Here is a 19,208-nt window from a genome sequence, read left to right as displayed (position 1 = left end):
GGTTATTTTATGTAAGTAATTATACTTTTGTAAGTTCTTAATATCAAGAAAAAGCTACTAATCTGACATGACTAGTAGCTTTCCCTTTTGTTCGTTATTTTATTGTTTGGAGAAGCCTATATCCTTTCGGTAGAAGAAATCATCATTTTGATCAAATCGTTCCAGGTATTGATAAATCTCTTTTTGTGCTTGCTCCGGACTGTCCTGGATCGAACCTACTAAAAGAACTCGACCACCTGTAGAGGAGAATGAGCCATCTTCTGTACGGCCTGTTCCAGCATGGATTACATAAACTTGATTATCCTCCGTAAGATCTGGGAGACTTACATTTTTAGCATATGAACCAGGATAACCCTTCGATGCAACTACTGTACCTATCGCATAGCCTTTCTTCCATTTCAACTGCGGATCCTTTCCAGCGGTTACATCCTCAATCACTTGGATCAAGTCATTTTCCAACAGTGGCAGAACAACTTGTGTTTCAGGATCACCGAATCGTGCATTAAATTCGATTACTTTAGGTCCTTCTTTCGTCTCAATCAATCCACCATAAAGAACACCGGTATAGGTGCGGCCTTCCTTTTTCATTCCTTTGGCAACAGGCTTTAAGATTTTTTCCACTGTAAACTCAATATGCTTTGGATCTAAATCCGGTACTGGTGAAAAAGCACCCATTCCACCGGTGTTGGGCCCTTCATCATTGTCATAGGCGCGTTTATGATCACGAGCAGGTACCATCGGATAGACATTTTCACCGTCAACAAAAGCAAAAAGGGAGAATTCTTTTCCTTCTAAATATTCTTCAATCACAACTCTGCTTCCAGCTTCTCCAAATTTATTGTCAATCAGCATGTTTTCAACAGCGTCTAACGCTTGTTGCTCTGTCATGGCAACGACTACACCTTTTCCGGCCGCTAGTCCATCTGCCTTAATTACAATTGGCGCACCCTCTTGTTGGATATACGCCTTTGCTTTTTCTACATCAGTAAATGTCTGATATTTCGCTGTCGGAATATCATATTGTTTCATAAATGCTTTGGCAAAGTCTTTACTTCCCTCAATAAGAGCAGCGTCTTTTTTAGGGCCAAATACTTTGAGGTTTTTGTCACGAAAAGCATCTACTACACCTTTTGTTAAGGGAACTTCAGGACCGACAATCGTCCAATCGATTTGTTCCTTTTGCGCAAATGCCACTAATTCTTCAATTGCATCATCTTTGATTGGCACACATGTTGCATCTTGAGCGATACCGCCATTTCCAGGTGCGGCGAAAATTTCTGTTACACGTTCACTACTCTTTAATTTCTTTACGATGATATGCTCGCGGCCACCGCCGCCGATTACTAATACTTTCATGGGAGGCCTCCTTTTTCTGTAAATGATTTGGGGAACATTCTCATGTGGACACTTTTTCCGGTTTTCGACTTGTTTTGTCCGTGAGAGGGCTTCAATACTGGCGAAAAAGGATTCTCAACCTATTGAGAATCCTTTTTGCTTAATGCTTGAAGTGACGCATTTTTGTGAAGACCATTGCGATACCATGTTTGTTACATTCATCAATGGAATCTTGATCACGTTTGGACCCACCTGGTTGGATAATCGCTTTAATCCCTGCTTTTGCGGCATTTTCTACAGTATCCGGCATTGGGAAGAAAGCATCTGATGCCATGACAGCACCCTGTGCTTTTGCTCCTGCTTGTTCAAATGCAATACCAGCAGCGCCTACACGATTCATTTGTCCAGCACCTACACCTAATGTTTGATCACCTTTTGCAACGACAATTGCATTTGATTTTACGTGTTTCACGATTTTCCAAGCAAAAAGAAGCTCATCGATTTCATTTGCATCCGGTTTACGATCCGTCACAACTTCTATATCTTCCGCTAACACTTTTCCGTTATCACGATCTTGTACGAGAAGACCCCCGATGACACTGACTACTTTTTTCGTATCATTCTCATTTACTTGCATTGGTGTTTCTAGTAAGCGAATGTTCTTTTTCACCGTTAAGATTTCGATCGCTTTCTCAGAGAAACTTGGCGCGATTACGATTTCTAGGAAAATTTCTTTCAATTGGTTGGCGGTTGCTTCATCCACTTCACGGTTTAATGCTACGATTCCACCGAATATGGATACTGGATCAGCAGCATACGCTTTTTTAAATGCTGCTGAGATGGAATCACCAACACCTACACCACATGGATTCATATGTTTTACCGCTACCGCTGCCGGTTGCTCAGGGAATTCAAGGACAACTTCTAAAGCTGCATTTGCATCCTGGATGTTGTTATAGGATAATTCTTTACCATGTAATTGCTTCGCATTGGCAATGGACGCACCTTTAACATTTCCTTCTTTATAAAATGCTGCTTTTTGGTGTGGGTTTTCACCATAGCGAAGAGATTGAACTTTTTCGAAAGTTTGGGTAAATGTTTCCGGGTCTTCTTCACCTGTAATATCGACAAAATAGTTCGCAATCATGGCATCATAGTTTGCGGTATGACGGAATACTTTTGCTGCTAATTGTTTACGGAACTCAACTGTTCCACCATTATTCCCTAAATTCTCTAGTACTCCATCATAATCAGACGGATCCACTACTACCGTGACATCACGGAAATTTTTCGATGCGGATCGAAGCATTGTCGGGCCACCTATATCAATATTTTCAATCGCGTCTTCTTCTGTTACCCCTTCTTTTGCGATTGTTTCTTTAAATGGATAAAGATTGACAACGACAACATCGATCGGTGCGATATCACGTTCTTCCAATTGCTTGACATGAGAATCTTGGTCACGACGTGCAAGAAGCCCTGCATGGATATATGGATGTAAGGTTTTAACACGACCATCCAAGATTTCATCAAAATTGGTGATTTCCGAAACACCTTTTGCAGGCAGACCAGCATCTTGTAACGCTCGTAATGTACCACCTGTTGAGATTAATTCGTAGCCTAATTTGTCTAGCCCTTTAGCAAAAGGTACTAAATTACTTTTGTCAGACACACTTAGTAAAGCACGTTTTTTCAACGTTATTCTCCTCTCGTGATCAGTTTTTGAATCGTAGCTGGGTAAAGTTGATGTTCTACTTGTTGAATGGCTTTTTGCAATTCTTCTCTGGTCATGCCATCTTCAACATCCACTGCTTGTTGTGCGATAATCTTTCCCGTATCCATACCTGAATCGACGTAATGAACCGTAACGCCTGACACTTTCACACCCGCATCAAATGCTTGTCCGATTGCGTCCAGTCCAGGAAAAGAAGGTAAAAGTGATGGATGGATATTGATGATCTTTCCTTCAAAAGGTTGTAACAACGTATCACCAATCAAGCGCATGTAACCTGCAAGGATGACCCAATCGATCTTTTCTGTTTGGAGCACTTCTACAATTTTCGCTTCGAACATCTGCTTATTCCGATATTGTTTTGAATCAAACACAAAAGCAGGTGTTCCATTTTGTTTTGCCTTCTCGACTACTTTTGCATTCGGTTTATCACAAACTAGTAAGGATACTTCTGCTTCAAGTGTACCATTTTCCGTCGCCTCGATAATAGCATCGTAATTACTGCCAGTCCCTGATGCAAACACTGCTAATCTAGTCATTAGAGAATGTCACCCCAGTTTCTTCTGTCACCTCACCGATAATAGCTGCTTGTTCACCAATATCTTCTAATAATTGCAGCGCCATATCTGCTTCATGTGCTTCAACGATAACCGCCATGCCGATACCCATATTAAAAACACCGTACATTTCTTCTTCTTTTAAATCTGCTTGTTTTTGTAAATAATCAAATATAGCCGGTTTTTGCCATGAGTCTTTTTTAATTCTTACACCTAGATGTTCTGGAATAGCACGTGGTAAATTCTCATAGAAGCCACCACCAGTAATATGACTGATTCCTTTAATGGTGAGGTCTAATTTTAATTGTTGGATTGCTTTCGTGTAAATTTTTGTAGGCTCTAAAAGTGCTTCACCTAATGTTCTATTCAATTCCGATACTTGATCTTGGTAATTTAATCCTTTATTATCGATAATCTTACGGACTAAGGAAAAACCGTTGGAGTGTACACCAGATGAAGCTATACCAATGACTTTATCACCAGCTTCTATCTTTTCCCCCGTAATAATTTGTTTTTTATCCGCAATCCCAACCACGAAGCCGGCGAGATCATATTCATCCTCATCATACATCCCTGGCATTTCTGCAGTTTCGCCACCGATTAGTGCAGTACCCGCTTGGACACAACCATCTGTTATCCCTTTTACAATTTGCTCGATTTTATCCGGCTGGTTCTTACCACAAGCAATATAATCTAAGAAAAAGAGAGGATCGGCACCTTGAGCAACAATATCATTGACACACATAGCTACAAGATCGACGCCAACCGTGTCATGTTTATCCAACGTAAAGGCAAGCTTCAGTTTTGTTCCGACACCATCTGTTCCAGAAACTAAGACTGGTTTTTCATATGAGAATTTACTTAAGTCAAACAGGCCGGCGAAAGCACCGACTCCTCCGATCACTTCAGGGCGATTCGTCTTTGCGATATGTTTTTTCATTAAATCAACTGCTTTATATCCTGCGTTCACATCCACGCCTGCATCTTTATAAATATCACTCATTCTTATAGACTCCTTTTTGGTGCGGAATTTTTATGGCCACTTTTGGTGATTTTATGGCCACTTTCAAGCTTTTTATGGCCACTTTTTCTCGTTTTATGGCCACTTTAATCTTTATAAGCAGGAATTACTGTATCTGGGTAAATCTCAGTTGGATAATTTCCAGTAAAGCATGCTTGGCAAACACCATGTTGCATACGATCACGATCTTCTACAATCGAAGCTTCTAATCCTTCCGTTGATAAAAAAGATAACGTGTCTGCACCGATGATTTCACGCATTTCTTCGATCGAATTATTCGCTGCGATTAACTCCCCTTTTGTTGATGTATCAATCCCATAGTAACATGGGTTTTGTATCGGAGGGGACGCTATACGAACATGAACCTCTGTTGCACCTGCTTCTTTTAACAGGCGTACAATACGGCGACTAGTAGTACCACGAACAATGGAATCATCTACCATCACGACACGTTTACCTTCTACAATCCCACGAACAGCGGATAACTTCATTTTGACTCCTTGCTCGCGTAGCTCTTGTGAAGGCTGGATAAACGTTCTGCCAACATAGCGGTTTTTAATTAAACCTAACTCATAAGGAATGCCGGTTGCTTCAGAAAAACCGATTGCTGCTGATATACTAGAATCTGGTACACCAGTTACAACATCCGCTTCAATCGGTGCTTCATTTGCTAATTGTTTTCCCATTGTTTTACGACTAGCATGAACATTTTTCTCATTCAAATCACTATCAGGGCGAGAAAAGTAGACATATTCCATTGAGCAAAGTGTACGTTGTAATGGTGATGTAAATTCTTTCGTTCGAAAGCCATCTTCATCAATGATTATCAATTCACCAGGACGTACTTCACGCTCATAAGTTGCACCAATTAGATCAAATGCGCAAGTCTCAGAAGCTATGACATATGCATCGCCTAAACGTCCGATCGATAATGGGCGTAAACCGCGTGGATCTAATCCAACAAACATCTGATCCTCTGTCAAAATCGAAAAAGCATATGCTCCCTTAATCATCCCTAATGCAGAAGCGATGGCGTCTTCTAACGGAAGATGACCACTCCGCTTAATCAAGTGTGCGATCACTTCAGTATCAGAAGTTGTTTGTAAAATACTCCCCTGTGCTTCTAGTTGACTTTTCAGTTGATGGGCATTTACTAGATTACCATTGTGTGCTAGTGCCATACTTGTCGTTTGCGAGCGGAAGACTAATGGTTGAACATTTTCGAAACCACCGCCACCTTGTGTTGCATAACGAACATGACCGATTGCTGCATGGCCTTGTAAACGAGAAAATTGATCTTCTGAAAAGACGTCATTGACAAGACCAACGCCTTTATGGACATTTAATTTTTCACCATCTGTCGTGACAATTCCTGCACCTTCTTGGCCACGATGCTGGAGCGCATGGAGCCCGTAATATGTCATTTCGGCTGCTTTCTCATGTCCCCAGATCGCAAATACACCACATTCTTCGTTTAAGCCTTTGATTTCAGCAAGCACGGGATAGCTCCTTTCCACAGCTGTTGTAAAGTTGTTACATCTTCTGTGATTGCTTCTTTCTCACCATTGCGCACAACTAATTGATTGGTCGCTGTTACCGTTCCTACTAATTGCGCATCTTCTACTTTCGCTTCAAATGCCTCGCGATCTTTCTCCGGAACTGTTACAACAAAACGTGATTGTGATTCACTGAAAAGTGCTGCTGTAAGGTCACCTGCTAATTGAACGTCTGCACCTAATTCTTTATCATTAAATAGACTTTCTGCTAAAGCTACACCAAGTCCACCTTCTGCAATGTCATGAGCAGATGAAATAAGACCTGCGCGAATTGCTACTAACAATTGCTCTTGATGTTTGGTTTCGATATCTAAGTCAATCGCTGGTGCTTTACCAAAGTATTTACCTTCCAACAGGTTTTGCAGTTCACTACCTCCGAACTCTGCTTCTGTTTCACCAATTACATAAATCAAGTCACCTTCATGTTGGAAGTGAGACGGTGTAATATGGTCAAGGGATTCGTGTAATCCAACCATACCTACAACTGGTGTTGGGAAGATTGCCTGACCGTTAGACTCGTTATAAAGCGAAACATTACCACTGATAACCGGTGTGTTCAGTCTAAGACTGGCTGCGCTCATTCCTTCTACACTTTTCTCCATTTGCCAGAAGTTTTCTGGCTTGTCTGGATTACCGAAGTTCAAACCATCAGTAAGTGCTAGTGGCTTCGCACCAGAGGCAACGATATTTCGTGCTGCTTCTGCTACAGCAATTTTACCGCCTGTTTCCGGATCTAAATGAATGTAACGAGAATTACAGTCAGTAGTCATAGCGATTGCTTTGTCATATCCACGAACACGTACAACTGCTGCGTCAGAACCTGGTGAAAAAACCGTATTCGCCTGTACCATTGAATCATATTGATCATAGACATATTCTTTACTTGCGATCGTTGGTTGTTGTAATAACTGCTTTAATGTCTCAGCATGATCTTTGACCTCTGGTTGATATGCAGGCATTCTTTGATATTCTTCGTAAAAGCTTGGTACTTTTGATTCTTTATGGAAAATCGGTGCATCTTCTGCCAAATTGTCGACAGGAATGTCTGCCACGACTTCTCCTTTATGCAATAAGCGAAACATGTTATCGTCTGTAACCTTACCTACTGCTACAGCTTCTAATCCGTATTTCTTGAAGATGTCGACAATTTCCTGCTCTTGACCTTTTTTTACACATAACAGCATACGTTCTTGTGATTCTGACAACATCATTTCATATGCCGTCATGTTTTCCTCACGTTGCGGGATCAGGTCTAAGTTCATTTCCATCCCCATTCCAGCTTTACTTGCCATTTCACTAGCGGATGATGTCAGACCAGCTGCCCCCATATCTTGAATTCCCACTAATGCATCAGAATGAATCACTTCTAAGCATGCTTCAATTAGTAATTTTTCCATAAAAGGGTCACCGACTTGAACGTTGGAACGTTTGCTTTCAGAGTCTTCCGATAAATCTTCTGATGCAAATGTAGCACCATGGATACCATCACGACCTGTTTTCGAACCAACATACATGATCGTGTTACCAAGCCCTGCTGCGATTCCTTTTTGAATATCTTTTGTATCAATTAGGCCAACACACATTGCATTAACGAGTGGGTTACCTTCATAGCAATCATCAAATTGTACTTCTCCCCCAACAGTAGGTACTCCTACACAGTTGCCGTAGCCAGCGATACCGTGCACAACTTCATCAAAGAGATATTTGACACGACCCGTGTTAAGATTACCAAAACGTAGTGAGTTCAAAGACGCAATCGGGCGAGCACCCATCGAGAAAACGTCACGGATAATACCACCGACACCTGTTGCCGCCCCTTGATACGGCTCTACTGCTGAAGGGTGGTTATGGCTTTCAACTTTAAATACGACACCTTGACCATCACCAATATCAACAACACCGGCACCCTCACCAGGACCTTGCACGACTTGCGGTCCTTCTGTCGGAAATTTCTTTAATAAGGGTTTAGAAGTTTTATAACTGCAGTGTTCTGACCACATGACGGAGAAAATACCAATCTCGGTAAAATTCGGGCGACGACCCATAATGTCTTTTATCATGTCATACTCTTTATCTGTTAACCCCATTTCTTGATAGACTTTATCTTGTTCTATCATTTCAGGAGTAATCTCAGGCGCCTGCAACATAACGTTCCCTCCAGTTTTCCAGCATTGATTGGAATAGTTTTAATCCATCATCACTATTTAGAATAGCTTCTACCGCACGTTCCGGGTGAGGCATCATTCCTAGGACATTTCCTTGTTCATTGATGATTCCGGCAATATCTGCGACAGAACCATTTGGGTTATTTTCATATGTGAATACAATCTGATTATTTTCTTTTAATCTAGCAAGCGTCGCATCGTCACAATAATAGTTTCCATCATGATGTGCGATCGGAATCGATACGACCTCGCCTTTTTGATATTTCGAAGTAAAAAGGCTGTCATTGTTTTCCACAATTAAGTTTTCAAAATGACACATGAATTTCAGATTCTTATTGCGTAGCATCGCACCTGGCAATAAACCTGATTCTAGTAAAATTTGAAAGCCGTTGCAAACGCCAAGGATCGGGACACCTTTATCTGCTTGTTCTCGTAATTGCACGACGATATCGGATGTAGACGCGATTGCTCCAGAACGAAGATAGTCACCGTATGAAAATCCACCAGGGATTAAAATAGCATCATAGCCTTCCAAATTTGCTTCCTGGTACCAAAGCATATCAGCGTCTTCGCCCAGGGCATCCTTGGCTGCATAGTACATATCGCGGTCACAGTTGGAGCCAGGGAAGACAATCACAGCAAATTTCACTGGACTACCCCCTCTTCTACTGTAAATTTATAATTCTCGATAACTGGATTTGCGAGTAGCTTGTTACACATTGCTTCAATCTCTGCTTCGATATTTGCATCATCATTAACGGTTAATTCCAAATACTTTCCTACACGAACCTCTTTGACATTGTTATAGCCTAATGTATTTAAAGATCCTTGTACTGCTTTACCTTGTGGGTCTAATACACCTTCTTTTAATGTAATGTGTACCTTTACTAGTTTCATTGTTTTGCCTCCAGTCTCGATAATATATTGTCATATACAGTAACTAAATCACCTAAGTCTTCACGAAATACGTCTTTGTCCATCTTCTCACCTGTTGCGATATCCCATAGTCTACAAGTGTCAGGACTTACTTCGTCAGACAAGACAATCTCACCACTCGCATTGCGACCGAATTCCAATTTGAAATCGACAAGCTGTAAATTAATTTCTTTGAAGAAAGCTTGCAATTGTTCGTTTACTTGAAGTGCCATATCTTTAATTTTTATCAGGTCTGCTTCAGTTACATCTGTTAAAAGTAATGCATGATCATCATTGATTAACGGATCACCAAGTTCATCCTTTTTATAAAAAAGTTCCACTAACGGTGGATCAAAAATAGTTTTCTCCTCAATTCCTGTACGGCGGACGATGCTTCCCGCTGCAACATTACGAACGACAACCTCAAGCGGAATAATCGTTGTCTTTTCTACTAATTGTTCTGTCTCATTTAACGTTTCTTTAAAGTGACTAGTGATCCCCTGCACTCGGAGATATTCAAACACTTTAGCAGAAATCAAGTTATTATAACGACCTTTCCCTTGAAATTCTGCCTTTTTCTCGCCGTTAAAGGCTGTTGCATCATTTTTATAAGAAAGGACTAATAAATTCGGATTATCCGCTACTGTAAATACTTGCTTTGCTTTTCCTTCATATAACAGCTTGTCTTTCATTGGATTCAACTCCTTATGCCAGGCTTATTTTTTTGAAAATTTGATCAACATTTTTCAAGTGATACGTATAGTCAAAGCAATCGTCTATTTGTTCTTTTGATAATGTACTAGTGATACGCTCTTCTTGTTCGATCAGCGTGCGGAATGGTGTGGCTGTCTCCCAAGCCTTCATCGCATTCGGCTGAACCATATCATATGCTTCCTCACGACTCATGCCTTGATCAATAAGTGAAAGCAATACACGTTGGGAGAAAATAACCCCATACGTACGGTCGATATTTCGTTTCATGTTTTCCGGGAATACCGTTAAGTTTTTCACGATATTGCCAAATCGGTTGAGCATATAATTCAATGCAATCGTCGCATCTGGTAAAATAACGCGTTCTGCAGAAGAGTGAGAAATATCACGTTCATGCCATAAGGATACATTCTCATAAGAAGTTGTCATGTATCCACGAATAACACGAGCCATCCCTGTCATATTTTCAGAACCGATTGGATTACGTTTATGCGGCATTGCGGATGAACCTTTTTGACCTTTCGCAAAAAATTCTTCCACTTCTCTTGTTTCTGTTTTCTGTAAACCACGGATTTCCGTTGCGAATTTTTCGATCGAACTAGCGATTAATGCCAATGTCGACATATAGTGAGCGTGGCGGTCACGCTGTAATGTTTGGGTCGATACTGGTGCCGGCTGCAGCCCTAATTGTTCACAAACATATTTTTCAACGAACGGATCGATATTCGCATAGGTACCAACCGCTCCTGACAGTTTTCCTGTTTCGATCACTTTTGCTGCTGCATCAAAACGTTCGAGGTTACGTTTCATTTCTTCATACCATAGCGCCATTTTCAAACCGAAAGTTGTCGGTTCTGCATGAACTCCGTGTGTCCGCCCCATCATAACGGTATTTTTATGCTCGATTGCTTTATCTTTTAAAATGTCAATGAAGTTAACAATGTCACGACGAATGATTTGATTCGCTTGTTTTAATAAATATGATAGTGCCGTATCTACAACATCCGTTGAAGTAAGACCGTAGTGTACCCATTTCTTCTCATCACCTAATGTCTCACTAACAGCACGGGTGAATGCTACCACATCATGGCGAGTCTCTTGTTCAATTTCAAAAATCCGTTCGATATCAAAAGAAGCATTTTCTCTAATTTTTTTGACATCTTCTTTTGGTATAATGCCCAATTCACTCCATGCCTCACATGCTAATATTTCCACTTCAAGCCATGCTTTAAAGCGATTCTCATCTGTCCAGATATTTCCCATTTCTTCTCTTGTATAACGTTCGATCATAAAATGTTTCCTCCTAGTTTTCGATTATCTTTTTTTCCACTAGTTCATTATATATGATTAAAGGATTGTCCCCAATAAAAGTTACATGCCCCATTTTACGCAATGGCTTGTTTTCTGCTTTTCCATACATATGAATGTGTGCATGTGGATTGTCATTTAATTGAGTGAAAAATGGTTCTACATCTTTTCCAAGCAAGTTAACCATTACAGCACCGCCATGAGAGTGAATTGGTATCAATGGTAATCCGCAAATTGCACGAACATGCTGCTCAAATTGTGAGACATCACATGCCTCGATCGTGAAATGTCCTGAATTATGTGGTCTAGGTGCCAATTCATTTATTAAGATATCTTCCCCACATACGAACATTTCGATCGCGAACGTTCCGACAACACCTATCGTTTCTGCGATTGCTTTCGCTGCTTGACGTGCTTTCTCTGCAATTTTTTCGGAAACTCGACCAGGTGCAATTGTTGCATGTAAAATATGATCCCGGTGAATGTTTTCTGCTACTGGAAAATAAGTGATCTCGCCTGATTGTGACCTTGTAAAAACAATCGAGATTTCTTTATCAAAAGGTACCCACTTTTCTACGATTAAACGATCTGCCTGTTGTAACATTTCAACTGCTGTTTCGATGTCTGCTGGATTAGAAAGTTTCACTTGACCCTTACCGTCATATCCTCCTCGGCATGTTTTAACAACAGAAGGATAACCAATTTGTTCAACTGCTGTCTGTAATTCTTCGGTGGTTGTGACAATCGCAAAATCGGCTACTGGCTGATTACTGTCGACCATTGCTTTCTTCTCTAATTCACGGTCTTGGGTAACCTTCAGTGAGTTGGCACCTTGTGGAAGAATAGCTGCATCTTCTAAAATTTGGGCTGCTGTTAAATCTACATTTTCAAATTCGTATGTCACGACATCACTTTTCTCTGCTAGTTGTTTAACTGCAGCTAGATCGTCATATGCTGCAACAATTTGTTCGTCAGCAACTTGTGCTGTCGGGCAACCTGGAGTAGGATCGAGTACGATAACGTGATATCCCATATGCTTGGCTACTGTTGTCATCATTCGTCCTAGTTGTCCCCCACCGATAATTCCGATAGTAGATCCGAATAACAATTTATTGGTCTGCAAGATTGTCCCTCATTTCTGCTACTTTTTCTTTTAGTTGATTTTGATGGTTGGCTAGTCGTGATGCTGTCTCTTGGTCAGTTGTACCGATAATTTGAGCTGCGAGGATGCCTGCATTCTTGGCTCCTGCTTTTCCAATTGCGACGGTTGCAACTGGTACACCGCCTGGCATTTGTACGATGGAATAGAGTGAATCGACACCACTTAGTGTGCTTGTTTTAACTGGTACACCGATAACGGGCAGGGTTGTTTTAGATGCGACCATGCCTGGTAAATGCGCTGCGCCGCCAGCTCCTGCGATGATTACTTTCAAGCCTCTGTCACGTGCTGTTTCGGCATATTCAAACATGTCTTCTGGCGTTCTATGCGCGGAAATCACTTCTTTCTCATAACTAACTCCTAGTTCTTCCAACGCCTCACAAGTATGCTTCATCGTTTCCCAATCCGATATGCTCCCCATAATAACACCAACTTGTGACATACAATCCCCTCTTCCTTCTATATAATATCTGTTTGAACCTTGTATATAGTATATACTGCGAATTAATATGAACTTTGATACGCTCTTGCACATTTGGCCTCGGACGGACATTTATTCCGCTATTTGTGACAAAAATGCCCTTTTCAGGCTATCGGCGGACATCTATTCCGCTATTCATCGAAAATACCGTTTATTTAAACAGAAAGGAACTAAATAAGGGATTAAATGTCCGCTAACACTGAAAAACGGGTGTTATTCCAACAAATAACGCACTAAATGTCCGCTTCGTCCATGACAATTCATTAATAATTGGATACAAAAAAACCTATCCATTTCTCTATCAGGAGAGAAGATGAATAGGTGGTAATTCCATTACTATCCTGATGATTTTTCTCGATAAAATCATCGGTCATCTTCCCTCATAGTCCATCATTTACGGTGATGGGTAGAAACTTTTGAGCCATATTCTCAAATTATATGAGGTAGTTACTTTGTTAGGTTTTTTTACTACACTGTTATGATAACAAGAGCACTCGAATCCTGTCAACAAAAAATCGAACATTAAAATAGTAGTTTATGCCAACGTTCGGTTTTTGGAAAGTTAAAAGTCTGAACTATATCCAATAGGAATCGAAGAATAGCTATACCAGTTTACAAACTAAAAAACAAGAGCTTGCTGACCATCTTAGCCATACAAGCTCCTGTGTGCTAATAATCTGTAAGACCGCCACTTCAAGCTTCAAGTAACACGAAGAATAACTGACGCTAATGCTCGGTGGGAGTCCAACCCCCACTGAGCATAGTCTCACTTTATATCGTCCATTGATCATTTACCAATGCTACAAGTTTCCATTTACCTTGTTCATTTGACTCAAAAACCACATACAAACTGCTCCAGTCTAACTCTTCCTGACCTTCTTTATAAAATTCTACATGATGTGACTGTGGAAAGAATTCTTTAATATTATTAATCATATTTCCACGGCTATCCGTGTTATCAAACGTTACCTGATCCGGGTTAACGTAATCAGCCTGATAAACATATTCTTCATGATATTCAACTGGGGTCAACTCAATAGGAAATCCACTACCGTCTTCCACGCCCCATACATACTCTTCTGTATCTTCTTTGAATGCAGCTACTTCACTTGGCTCAAATACCAGATCATCTTCACTCACATTAACATATGGAGAATATAAAAGTCCCTTCTCCTCGTGTACATAGTTTGCAAGCTCTTCAAAGTTTTGATCTGCTAATAATTCTATAATTTGATTTGCTTGCTCCTTTAATTTCGTTTCAACATCTTCTTCTTTCTCTTTACCTTTCTTATTAAAAAAAACCGGAACAGCTTCTTGCTTGTGATGCTTAGTTAACATCCTTGTTTCAACTGCACTTACCGTATTTTCGTCTGCAGAATTAAGAATACCCGTGTCATTCAAAGTCATTATTGTTACTAAAAGAAAAACACCAGCTATCCCCCATCTAAAAAGTTTCATAATCATCCTCCTTTAAATAGTTGGGTATACATACAAAATTATTATTTGCAAGAGGTTGATTATTATCATCAGAAAATTAAAAGGTACAAAAATAAGCGAACAAATCGTGTATAGAAATGTCTCTTAATGTTCGTGTTTTACTAATTTTGCATCAAATACTATCTTTCTGCCATTAAGAACAGGTTGACCATTTTCTTCTATGAAAACTGGTTCCTCCACACGCCTTGTTGGTTGATATCCTTCCTGCTTTATTCTTGCTAAGCACTCATCAATTGTCTCGTTCTCCATCACTTCGAACTTCTTCTTGGTTTGCTTCTTGTTGCTGCTGTTCTTCTGCTTTTTTGACACTTTTTCGAATCCTCCCTTTCTTCACTTGTTTTACCCAGAACCCTCCATGAATTTGTTTCGGTTCGTAGGCAATAATAAAGGCTTTGGGATCAATAGATTTAATCGTTTCGTATAAATGCAATTCGTATTTTCTCGGTGACAGAATTTGCATGGATAACCGGTCACCGTCCATACCGTATGCATACCAGCTCGTTACTCCATAGCCTTTGTCCCTTAATTGCTTTGTGAATGAAATATCTGGATCTGAAGAAATCACATTAACCGTGATATATCCAAGCGCTAATTTTTCTTCTATTTTTGAACCAATGACTACACCAAGTCCGTACCCCAATCCGTAAGCCACTAGATTTTGAATTTCTCCTAAGTTATCTAACACGATACCGAGACCTAGCGTATAGATCATTATTTCGAATATACTCATTGTTCCAGCAATATATCGTCTACCTTTCAGCATAAGAATTACTCTTAGTGTGGATAACGATACATAGACAATATTAATGATCATAATAATAGCAATCATCATAAACGCATTTTCAAGCATTTTAACACACCTCCGCTAATGCACAACGATTTGTCAAAGTCATATCTTATAACATAGCGAAACCATTTTATCACAGCAAAAAGAGAAAGGGGAGAGGTAATTTTGGATCCGTTTCAACATATGCATGATTGGAAAAATAACTTAGACCAATTTTTCGGCGGCAATTTCTGGGACGACTTTGAACATATGATTAAACCACCAATCCCAGCAGTTAATATGTACGAATTAGACAATGAAGTAATCGTTTATGTTAATTTGCCCGGAATAAAAGATCGTAAACAAGTGAAAGTATTCGTTGATTATGATGTATTAGAATTAAAGGGAACACTTTTCCCTGTTAAACAAGCAGGAAAATTAATAACACAGGAGATCTTACATGGAGAATTCTCGAGAAAGGTTGACTTACCTTTTCCAGTAAGGGAAGATCGTATTACGGCGACATTGAAACAAGGTTTAATGACGATCCACCTTCACCGTCTTGTAAATAATAAAAAGAAAAAGCATGCCATTGACATTGAGGAATTTGAGGAGTAACCATAAAACAATGATTGGAAAGATTCCAATTTGTGAACTTATCAGGATGTCGGTTAACCCTTATTCGAAGTAGAGGTTTAGGACGTATCGTGACAAATTCCATTTTCGATATAAGTTAATCCCTAAACAATATCTCTTTGACTAGTTCTATAAATAAAGCGACAAACAACTGCTACTCCTGCTACAACTAAAATTATAGAGATTAGTGGTCTCGATCCATAGACCTCCACGTTGTTTGGAGCATGTATCGGTAAATAAACATTAAATGCTAATACAACTGCTGCTACCATTGTCGCTATTACTGACTTACGCACCATGCCAAAGAATAATGGAATGAAACCGATAATTGCTGTCACCATAGCTTGGATAAAGACTTCTAAATACAACCTCAACGACAAAAACGACGTAATCTGCTCTGTAATAATTGGAGAATACAAATTTGCCATATAAATTAAGCTAAACGAAACAACGATCGTAGCTAGGAAGAAAATGGTTGTCAAGACACCTACAAGAAGTATCTTTGATAAAAGCAGCTTCCAACGTGGGAGGGGATATAGAAAGAGAACTGTTATCGTTTTACTCTTGTATTCATTGATAATAAGATCCACCATAAAAATTGCGGCTACAATCGTAGTCGAAATTCTTACAATCGTTAGGATAAATCGATAGATAAAGTGATAATCTGGATAATTCGGATAGACTGCTTGTAAATCGGTAGGATTAATCTCCTGTACTATCAGCCAAACAAGGGAAGAGATGGCAAAATTAATTATCACAAATCCGAACAAATAAGACTTCCAGTGAAGTTTTTTTATATCCATCTTAAGTAATTGAATCATATATCATCTCCTCCCTTATATGTTTGTAAAATATAGTCTTCTAATGTATCTTGCGTTTCTTTTATTTCGTGTATCGCTATACCATGCGTGACTAGCATTTTCACAATTTCGTGTGTCGGGATGGTTGATGCATAGATACGGATGGTGGAATCACTAATCACTCGATAATTAGAAAGTTGAAGTTCGTTTTCCAATAAGTGAGCCACTTGGCTGCTGGAATCTATTGTCAATTCCGTATACCTAAAATAATCTTCTTTGATATCGCGCACCGATACTTCCTCCGTCAACTTGCCATCACGTAGCACACCCACCGTATCAGCTAACTGCTCTAATTCTTCCATATGGTGACTCGAAATGATTACCGTTATGCCATATTGTTGATTAAGATTCCAAATAATTTGGCGTAGCATTTTTATTCCCATTGGATCCATATTGTTGGAAGGTTCATCGAGAATGAGCAATTTAGGCTTCAAAGCTATCGCTCTAACCAGACCTAACCTTTGCTTTACACCAGCTGAATAGTTTCGAACTGGCTTTTGGACTTGATCTTCTATCTCAACTCGATGGATGGTTTCTGTAATAAGTTGTTGATCATAAAAACCCATGTAATCCAAATGCATCTGCAGATTTTCAAGCCCCGTGCGATTCTCATAAAAAACAGGTTCTCCAATCATGCTACCAATTTGTTGCAAATATGAATAGGAGCTATTCGTAATCCGTTCACCAAAAATTTCTATTTCTCCATGGCTCGGCTTCCATAGACCAATGAGTAGTTGGAATAGCGATGTTTTACCTGCCCCATTCGGACCTACTAGGCCATAAATTTCTCCTTGTCTCACATGCATGTTAACTTCTGAAATAATCGTTTGTTTATGCATCTGCTTGCTGAGTTTTTCCGTCTTCACTATATAAGACATATCACCATCTCCTTAACTACTTTGACATCGCTGCAACTTCACTGTGATACTTGTCTTAACAAAGGGAGTACTAATTATCTCAATGTCTCCATACATCTTTTTGACTAGCTGCTTAGTGATAGCCAGACCTAATCCCGAACTTTGGTTATCCTTGTTCTCCATCTTATCTTTTGTATACAGCCGTTCAAATACAAGCTCTTTATATGGTTCACTGATTCCCTGACCGCGATCCCATATTTCGATATAGACAAATTGTTCATCCGCTCGAAGCTTCATACCAATTACTTTTCCTTCGTCACCGTAACGAATCGCATTGGATAATAAATTTTGTAAAACTCGATCGAGAGCTTCTTTATTAGCTAAAGCATAAACAGGTTGATCTAGTAACTGGAGATCCATGCTCAGCCCTTTTCCTTCGACTTGTTGATAGAAGCTAAGAACATTCTCCTTACACAATTCCAACAGGTCTAATTGTGAAAGAGTAACATCAACATCATCTGACTCTAAACGCACTAATTCAAAGAAACGATTGATACGTTGTACAATTTCTTGTGCTTTATCATGAATAAGTGACAGATATCTTGTTTTTTCTTTAGGATCCATAGCAGGGTCTTGTAAAAGGCTTTCCGTTAGTCCCAGAACAACAGTAAGTGGTGTCCGCAAATCATGTGAGATGTTAGTTATCATTTTCTTCATTGCTAGTTCTTTCTGTGAAAAGGTAATCGAGGATTCCTGTATCACCTGGAGCAAACGATTGATTTCAACCAACAGCAACTTCAAAGCCGAGTCATTCGTAAAATGATATAAGTTATGAGCCGATGGTTGATTCACCAAATCTGCCAATCGGCCTACGATATCACGTAGTTCTCGCGCGTGACGTATACGAGAATAAATGATATACGCAATCAACAAACAGATGATAACGACTAGCACACTAATTGCCATCTTGATCTCCCCACTTATAACCGATGCCCCAAATTGTTTTCACATATAACGGTGATGAGGGATTATCTTCAATCTTCTCTCTCAGTCTGCTTATATGCACATTAATAATATTCGCATCTTCATAGTAATCTTCTTTCCAAACACGCCTGTAGATTTCTTCTTTGGTGAAAATCTTATTACGCTGCCCTATCAATAACTGCAAAATTTTGAATTCCTTCAAAGTCAGTTGAATCGATTGATTGTTTTTCATTACGGAATACGTATCCGGTAAAATCTCCAGTCCTTCCACTTTTGTCACTTGATCGTTTTGCTCTGTTTGATAGCCTGCTCGGCGCAAAAGTGCCTTCAATCTGGCCAATAGCTCGGTCATCGAGAATGGCTTGGCTAAATAATCATCTGCACCAAAGCCAAGCCCTAATGCCTTATCTAAATCAGATCCCTTCGCTGAAAGTATCATAATCGGTACTAAACTATGGGTTCTAATTACCTTTAAACATTCTATTCCATCCTTTTTCGGAAGCATCAAGTCTAGTATAAGTAAGTCGAACGATTCCTGCTGAACGGTTTCAATAGCAGTCTCTCCATCATACACACAGACAATGGTATACCCTTCTTCACTTAAAAAGTTATCAACCATTTCACTAATATTCGCATCATCTTCAATAAGTAATATTCGTTGTGACATG

At 39.7% G+C, this 19,208-nt stretch carries 20 protein-coding genes and 1 riboswitch; of the genes, 1 reads left to right on the top strand and 19 read right to left on the bottom strand.

Annotation, left to right across the window (positions count from 1 at the left end; all coding sequences use genetic code 11):
* Positions 1–99 precede the first annotated feature (99 nt).
* The 15 genes from purD to J5J03_RS17465 all read right to left on the bottom strand — a co-directional run bounded on the left by purD (position 100) and on the right by J5J03_RS17465 (position 15,287).
* Positions 100–1,356 carry a phosphoribosylamine--glycine ligase gene (purD, locus tag J5J03_RS17535; RefSeq protein ID WP_208591295.1) on the bottom strand — a complete coding sequence of 419 codons (1,257 nt, stop codon included), beginning with the start codon at positions 1,354–1,356 and terminating at the stop codon, positions 100–102.
* A gap of 139 nt (positions 1,357–1,495) precedes the next feature.
* Positions 1,496–3,031 carry a bifunctional phosphoribosylaminoimidazolecarboxamide formyltransferase/IMP cyclohydrolase gene (purH, locus tag J5J03_RS17530; RefSeq protein ID WP_208591293.1) on the bottom strand — a complete coding sequence of 512 codons (1,536 nt, stop codon included), beginning with the start codon at positions 3,029–3,031 and terminating at the stop codon, positions 1,496–1,498.
* A gap of 2 nt (positions 3,032–3,033) precedes the next feature.
* Complete coding sequence (gene purN / locus J5J03_RS17525) at positions 3,034–3,606, bottom strand: phosphoribosylglycinamide formyltransferase (RefSeq protein WP_208591290.1); 573 nt, start codon at positions 3,604–3,606, stop codon at positions 3,034–3,036.
* A complete protein-coding gene (purM, locus tag J5J03_RS17520; RefSeq protein ID WP_208591289.1) occupies positions 3,599–4,627 on the bottom strand; it encodes a phosphoribosylformylglycinamidine cyclo-ligase in 1,029 nt (342 codons plus the stop codon). The genes purN and purM overlap by 8 nt, the downstream gene beginning before the upstream one ends.
* A 104-nt stretch (positions 4,628–4,731) precedes the next feature.
* Positions 4,732–6,144 (bottom strand): amidophosphoribosyltransferase, encoded by a 1,413-nt coding sequence (gene purF / locus J5J03_RS17515; protein WP_208591288.1) that lies wholly within the window; start codon positions 6,142–6,144, stop codon positions 4,732–4,734.
* The gene (gene purL, locus J5J03_RS17510) at positions 6,120–8,348 is read right to left on the bottom strand and encodes a phosphoribosylformylglycinamidine synthase subunit PurL (RefSeq protein WP_208591286.1); all 2,229 of its coding nucleotides are present in this window, start codon (positions 8,346–8,348) and stop codon (positions 6,120–6,122) included. Before purL ends, purF begins: the two co-directional genes overlap by 25 nt.
* Positions 8,332–9,015: a phosphoribosylformylglycinamidine synthase subunit PurQ gene (purQ, locus tag J5J03_RS17505; RefSeq protein ID WP_208591284.1), complete on the bottom strand. Its 684-nt coding sequence runs from the start codon at positions 9,013–9,015 to the stop codon at positions 8,332–8,334. Before purQ ends, purL begins: the two co-directional genes overlap by 17 nt.
* Positions 9,012–9,263, bottom strand: coding sequence for a phosphoribosylformylglycinamidine synthase subunit PurS (purS, locus tag J5J03_RS17500; RefSeq protein WP_208591282.1), 252 nt, complete (start codon positions 9,261–9,263; stop codon positions 9,012–9,014). Before purS ends, purQ begins: the two co-directional genes overlap by 4 nt.
* A complete protein-coding gene (purC, locus tag J5J03_RS17495; protein ID WP_208591279.1) occupies positions 9,260–9,973 on the bottom strand; it encodes a phosphoribosylaminoimidazolesuccinocarboxamide synthase in 714 nt (237 codons plus the stop codon). The genes purS and purC overlap by 4 nt, the downstream gene beginning before the upstream one ends.
* 13 nt (positions 9,974–9,986) lie before the next feature.
* Positions 9,987–11,282, bottom strand: coding sequence for an adenylosuccinate lyase (gene purB / locus J5J03_RS17490; RefSeq protein ID WP_208591276.1), 1,296 nt, complete (start codon positions 11,280–11,282; stop codon positions 9,987–9,989).
* A 13-nt stretch (positions 11,283–11,295) separates the two neighbouring features.
* On the bottom strand, positions 11,296–12,423 hold the full coding sequence (purK, locus tag J5J03_RS17485; protein WP_208591274.1) for a 5-(carboxyamino)imidazole ribonucleotide synthase: 1,128 nt from the start codon (positions 12,421–12,423) through the stop codon (positions 11,296–11,298).
* Complete coding sequence (gene purE, locus J5J03_RS17480) at positions 12,410–12,901, bottom strand: 5-(carboxyamino)imidazole ribonucleotide mutase (RefSeq protein WP_208591272.1); 492 nt, start codon at positions 12,899–12,901, stop codon at positions 12,410–12,412. Before purE ends, purK begins: the two co-directional genes overlap by 14 nt.
* A gap of 402 nt (positions 12,902–13,303) precedes the next feature.
* A riboswitch (purine riboswitch) is annotated at positions 13,304–13,402 on the bottom strand.
* A 309-nt stretch (positions 13,403–13,711) separates the two neighbouring features.
* Positions 13,712–14,398 (bottom strand): hypothetical protein, encoded by a 687-nt coding sequence (locus tag J5J03_RS17475; RefSeq protein WP_208591270.1) that lies wholly within the window; start codon positions 14,396–14,398, stop codon positions 13,712–13,714.
* Positions 14,399–14,521: 123 nt separating this feature from the next.
* Positions 14,522–14,686, bottom strand: a complete 165-nt coding sequence (locus tag J5J03_RS17470) for an NETI motif-containing protein (protein ID WP_208591268.1) — start codon at positions 14,684–14,686, stop codon at positions 14,522–14,524.
* Positions 14,667–15,287, bottom strand: coding sequence for a DUF2179 domain-containing protein (locus J5J03_RS17465; RefSeq protein ID WP_208591266.1), 621 nt, complete (start codon positions 15,285–15,287; stop codon positions 14,667–14,669). Before J5J03_RS17465 ends, J5J03_RS17470 begins: the two co-directional genes overlap by 20 nt.
* Positions 15,288–15,389: 102 nt before the next feature.
* On the opposite strand from J5J03_RS17465, the gene J5J03_RS17460 reads away from it, so the two are divergent.
* Positions 15,390–15,821 (top strand): Hsp20/alpha crystallin family protein, encoded by a 432-nt coding sequence (locus J5J03_RS17460; protein ID WP_208591263.1) that lies wholly within the window; start codon positions 15,390–15,392, stop codon positions 15,819–15,821.
* A 122-nt stretch (positions 15,822–15,943) separates the two neighbouring features.
* On the opposite strand, the gene J5J03_RS17455 is transcribed toward J5J03_RS17460, so the two are convergent.
* The 4 genes from J5J03_RS17455 to J5J03_RS17440 are packed head-to-tail and all read right to left on the bottom strand — an operon-like array spanning position 15,944 to position 19,207.
* The gene (locus tag J5J03_RS17455) at positions 15,944–16,660 is read right to left on the bottom strand and encodes an ABC transporter permease (RefSeq protein ID WP_208591261.1); all 717 of its coding nucleotides are present in this window, start codon (positions 16,658–16,660) and stop codon (positions 15,944–15,946) included.
* A complete protein-coding gene (locus tag J5J03_RS17450; RefSeq protein ID WP_208591260.1) occupies positions 16,657–17,577 on the bottom strand; it encodes an ABC transporter ATP-binding protein in 921 nt (306 codons plus the stop codon). Before J5J03_RS17450 ends, J5J03_RS17455 begins: the two co-directional genes overlap by 4 nt.
* Before the next feature lie 12 nt (positions 17,578–17,589).
* Positions 17,590–18,522: a sensor histidine kinase gene (locus J5J03_RS17445; RefSeq protein ID WP_208591259.1), complete on the bottom strand. Its 933-nt coding sequence runs from the start codon at positions 18,520–18,522 to the stop codon at positions 17,590–17,592.
* Positions 18,512–19,207, bottom strand: a complete 696-nt coding sequence (locus tag J5J03_RS17440) for a response regulator transcription factor (protein WP_208591258.1) — start codon at positions 19,205–19,207, stop codon at positions 18,512–18,514. The genes J5J03_RS17445 and J5J03_RS17440 overlap by 11 nt, the downstream gene beginning before the upstream one ends.
* Position 19,208: the final 1 nt, after the last annotated feature.

It is taken from the genome of Gracilibacillus suaedae (assembly GCF_017599345.1).
GTDB classification, from domain to species: domain Bacteria; phylum Bacillota; class Bacilli; order Bacillales; family Amphibacillaceae; genus Gracilibacillus; species Gracilibacillus suaedae.
The sequence above is the reverse complement of the archived record's forward strand: the minus strand, read 5'-3'. Positions and strand labels throughout refer to the sequence as shown.

What these genes read in the sequence shown, in the direction of transcription:
- purD (WP_208591295.1), bottom strand. Translation starts at nt 1,356, where the DNA reads ATGAAAGTATTAGTAATCGGCGGCGGTGGCCGCGAGCATATCATCGTA.
- purN (WP_208591290.1), bottom strand. Translation starts at nt 3,606, where the DNA reads ATGACTAGATTAGCAGTGTTTGCATCAGGGACTGGCAGTAATTACGAT.
- purM (WP_208591289.1), bottom strand. Translation starts at nt 4,627, where the DNA reads ATGAGTGATATTTATAAAGATGCAGGCGTGGATGTGAACGCAGGATAT.
- purL (WP_208591286.1), bottom strand. Translation starts at nt 8,348, where the DNA reads ATGTTGCAGGCGCCTGAGATTACTCCTGAAATGATAGAACAAGATAAA.
- purS (WP_208591282.1), bottom strand. Translation starts at nt 9,263, where the DNA reads ATGAAACTAGTAAAGGTACACATTACATTAAAAGAAGGTGTATTAGAC.
- purC (WP_208591279.1), bottom strand. Translation starts at nt 9,973, where the DNA reads ATGAAAGACAAGCTGTTATATGAAGGAAAAGCAAAGCAAGTATTTACA.
- purB (WP_208591276.1), bottom strand. Translation starts at nt 11,282, where the DNA reads ATGATCGAACGTTATACAAGAGAAGAAATGGGAAATATCTGGACAGAT.
- purE (WP_208591272.1), bottom strand. Translation starts at nt 12,901, where the DNA reads ATGTCACAAGTTGGTGTTATTATGGGGAGCATATCGGATTGGGAAACG.
- J5J03_RS17475 (WP_208591270.1), bottom strand. Translation starts at nt 14,398, where the DNA reads ATGAAACTTTTTAGATGGGGGATAGCTGGTGTTTTTCTTTTAGTAACA.
- J5J03_RS17470 (WP_208591268.1), bottom strand. Translation starts at nt 14,686, where the DNA reads ATGGAGAACGAGACAATTGATGAGTGCTTAGCAAGAATAAAGCAGGAA.
- J5J03_RS17465 (WP_208591266.1), bottom strand. Translation starts at nt 15,287, where the DNA reads ATGCTTGAAAATGCGTTTATGATGATTGCTATTATTATGATCATTAAT.
- J5J03_RS17455 (WP_208591261.1), bottom strand. Translation starts at nt 16,660, where the DNA reads ATGATTCAATTACTTAAGATGGATATAAAAAAACTTCACTGGAAGTCT.
- J5J03_RS17450 (WP_208591260.1), bottom strand. Translation starts at nt 17,577, where the DNA reads ATGTCTTATATAGTGAAGACGGAAAAACTCAGCAAGCAGATGCATAAA.
- J5J03_RS17445 (WP_208591259.1), bottom strand. Translation starts at nt 18,522, where the DNA reads ATGGCAATTAGTGTGCTAGTCGTTATCATCTGTTTGTTGATTGCGTAT.
- J5J03_RS17440 (WP_208591258.1), bottom strand. Translation starts at nt 19,207, where the DNA reads ATGTCACAACGAATATTACTTATTGAAGATGATGCGAATATTAGTGAA.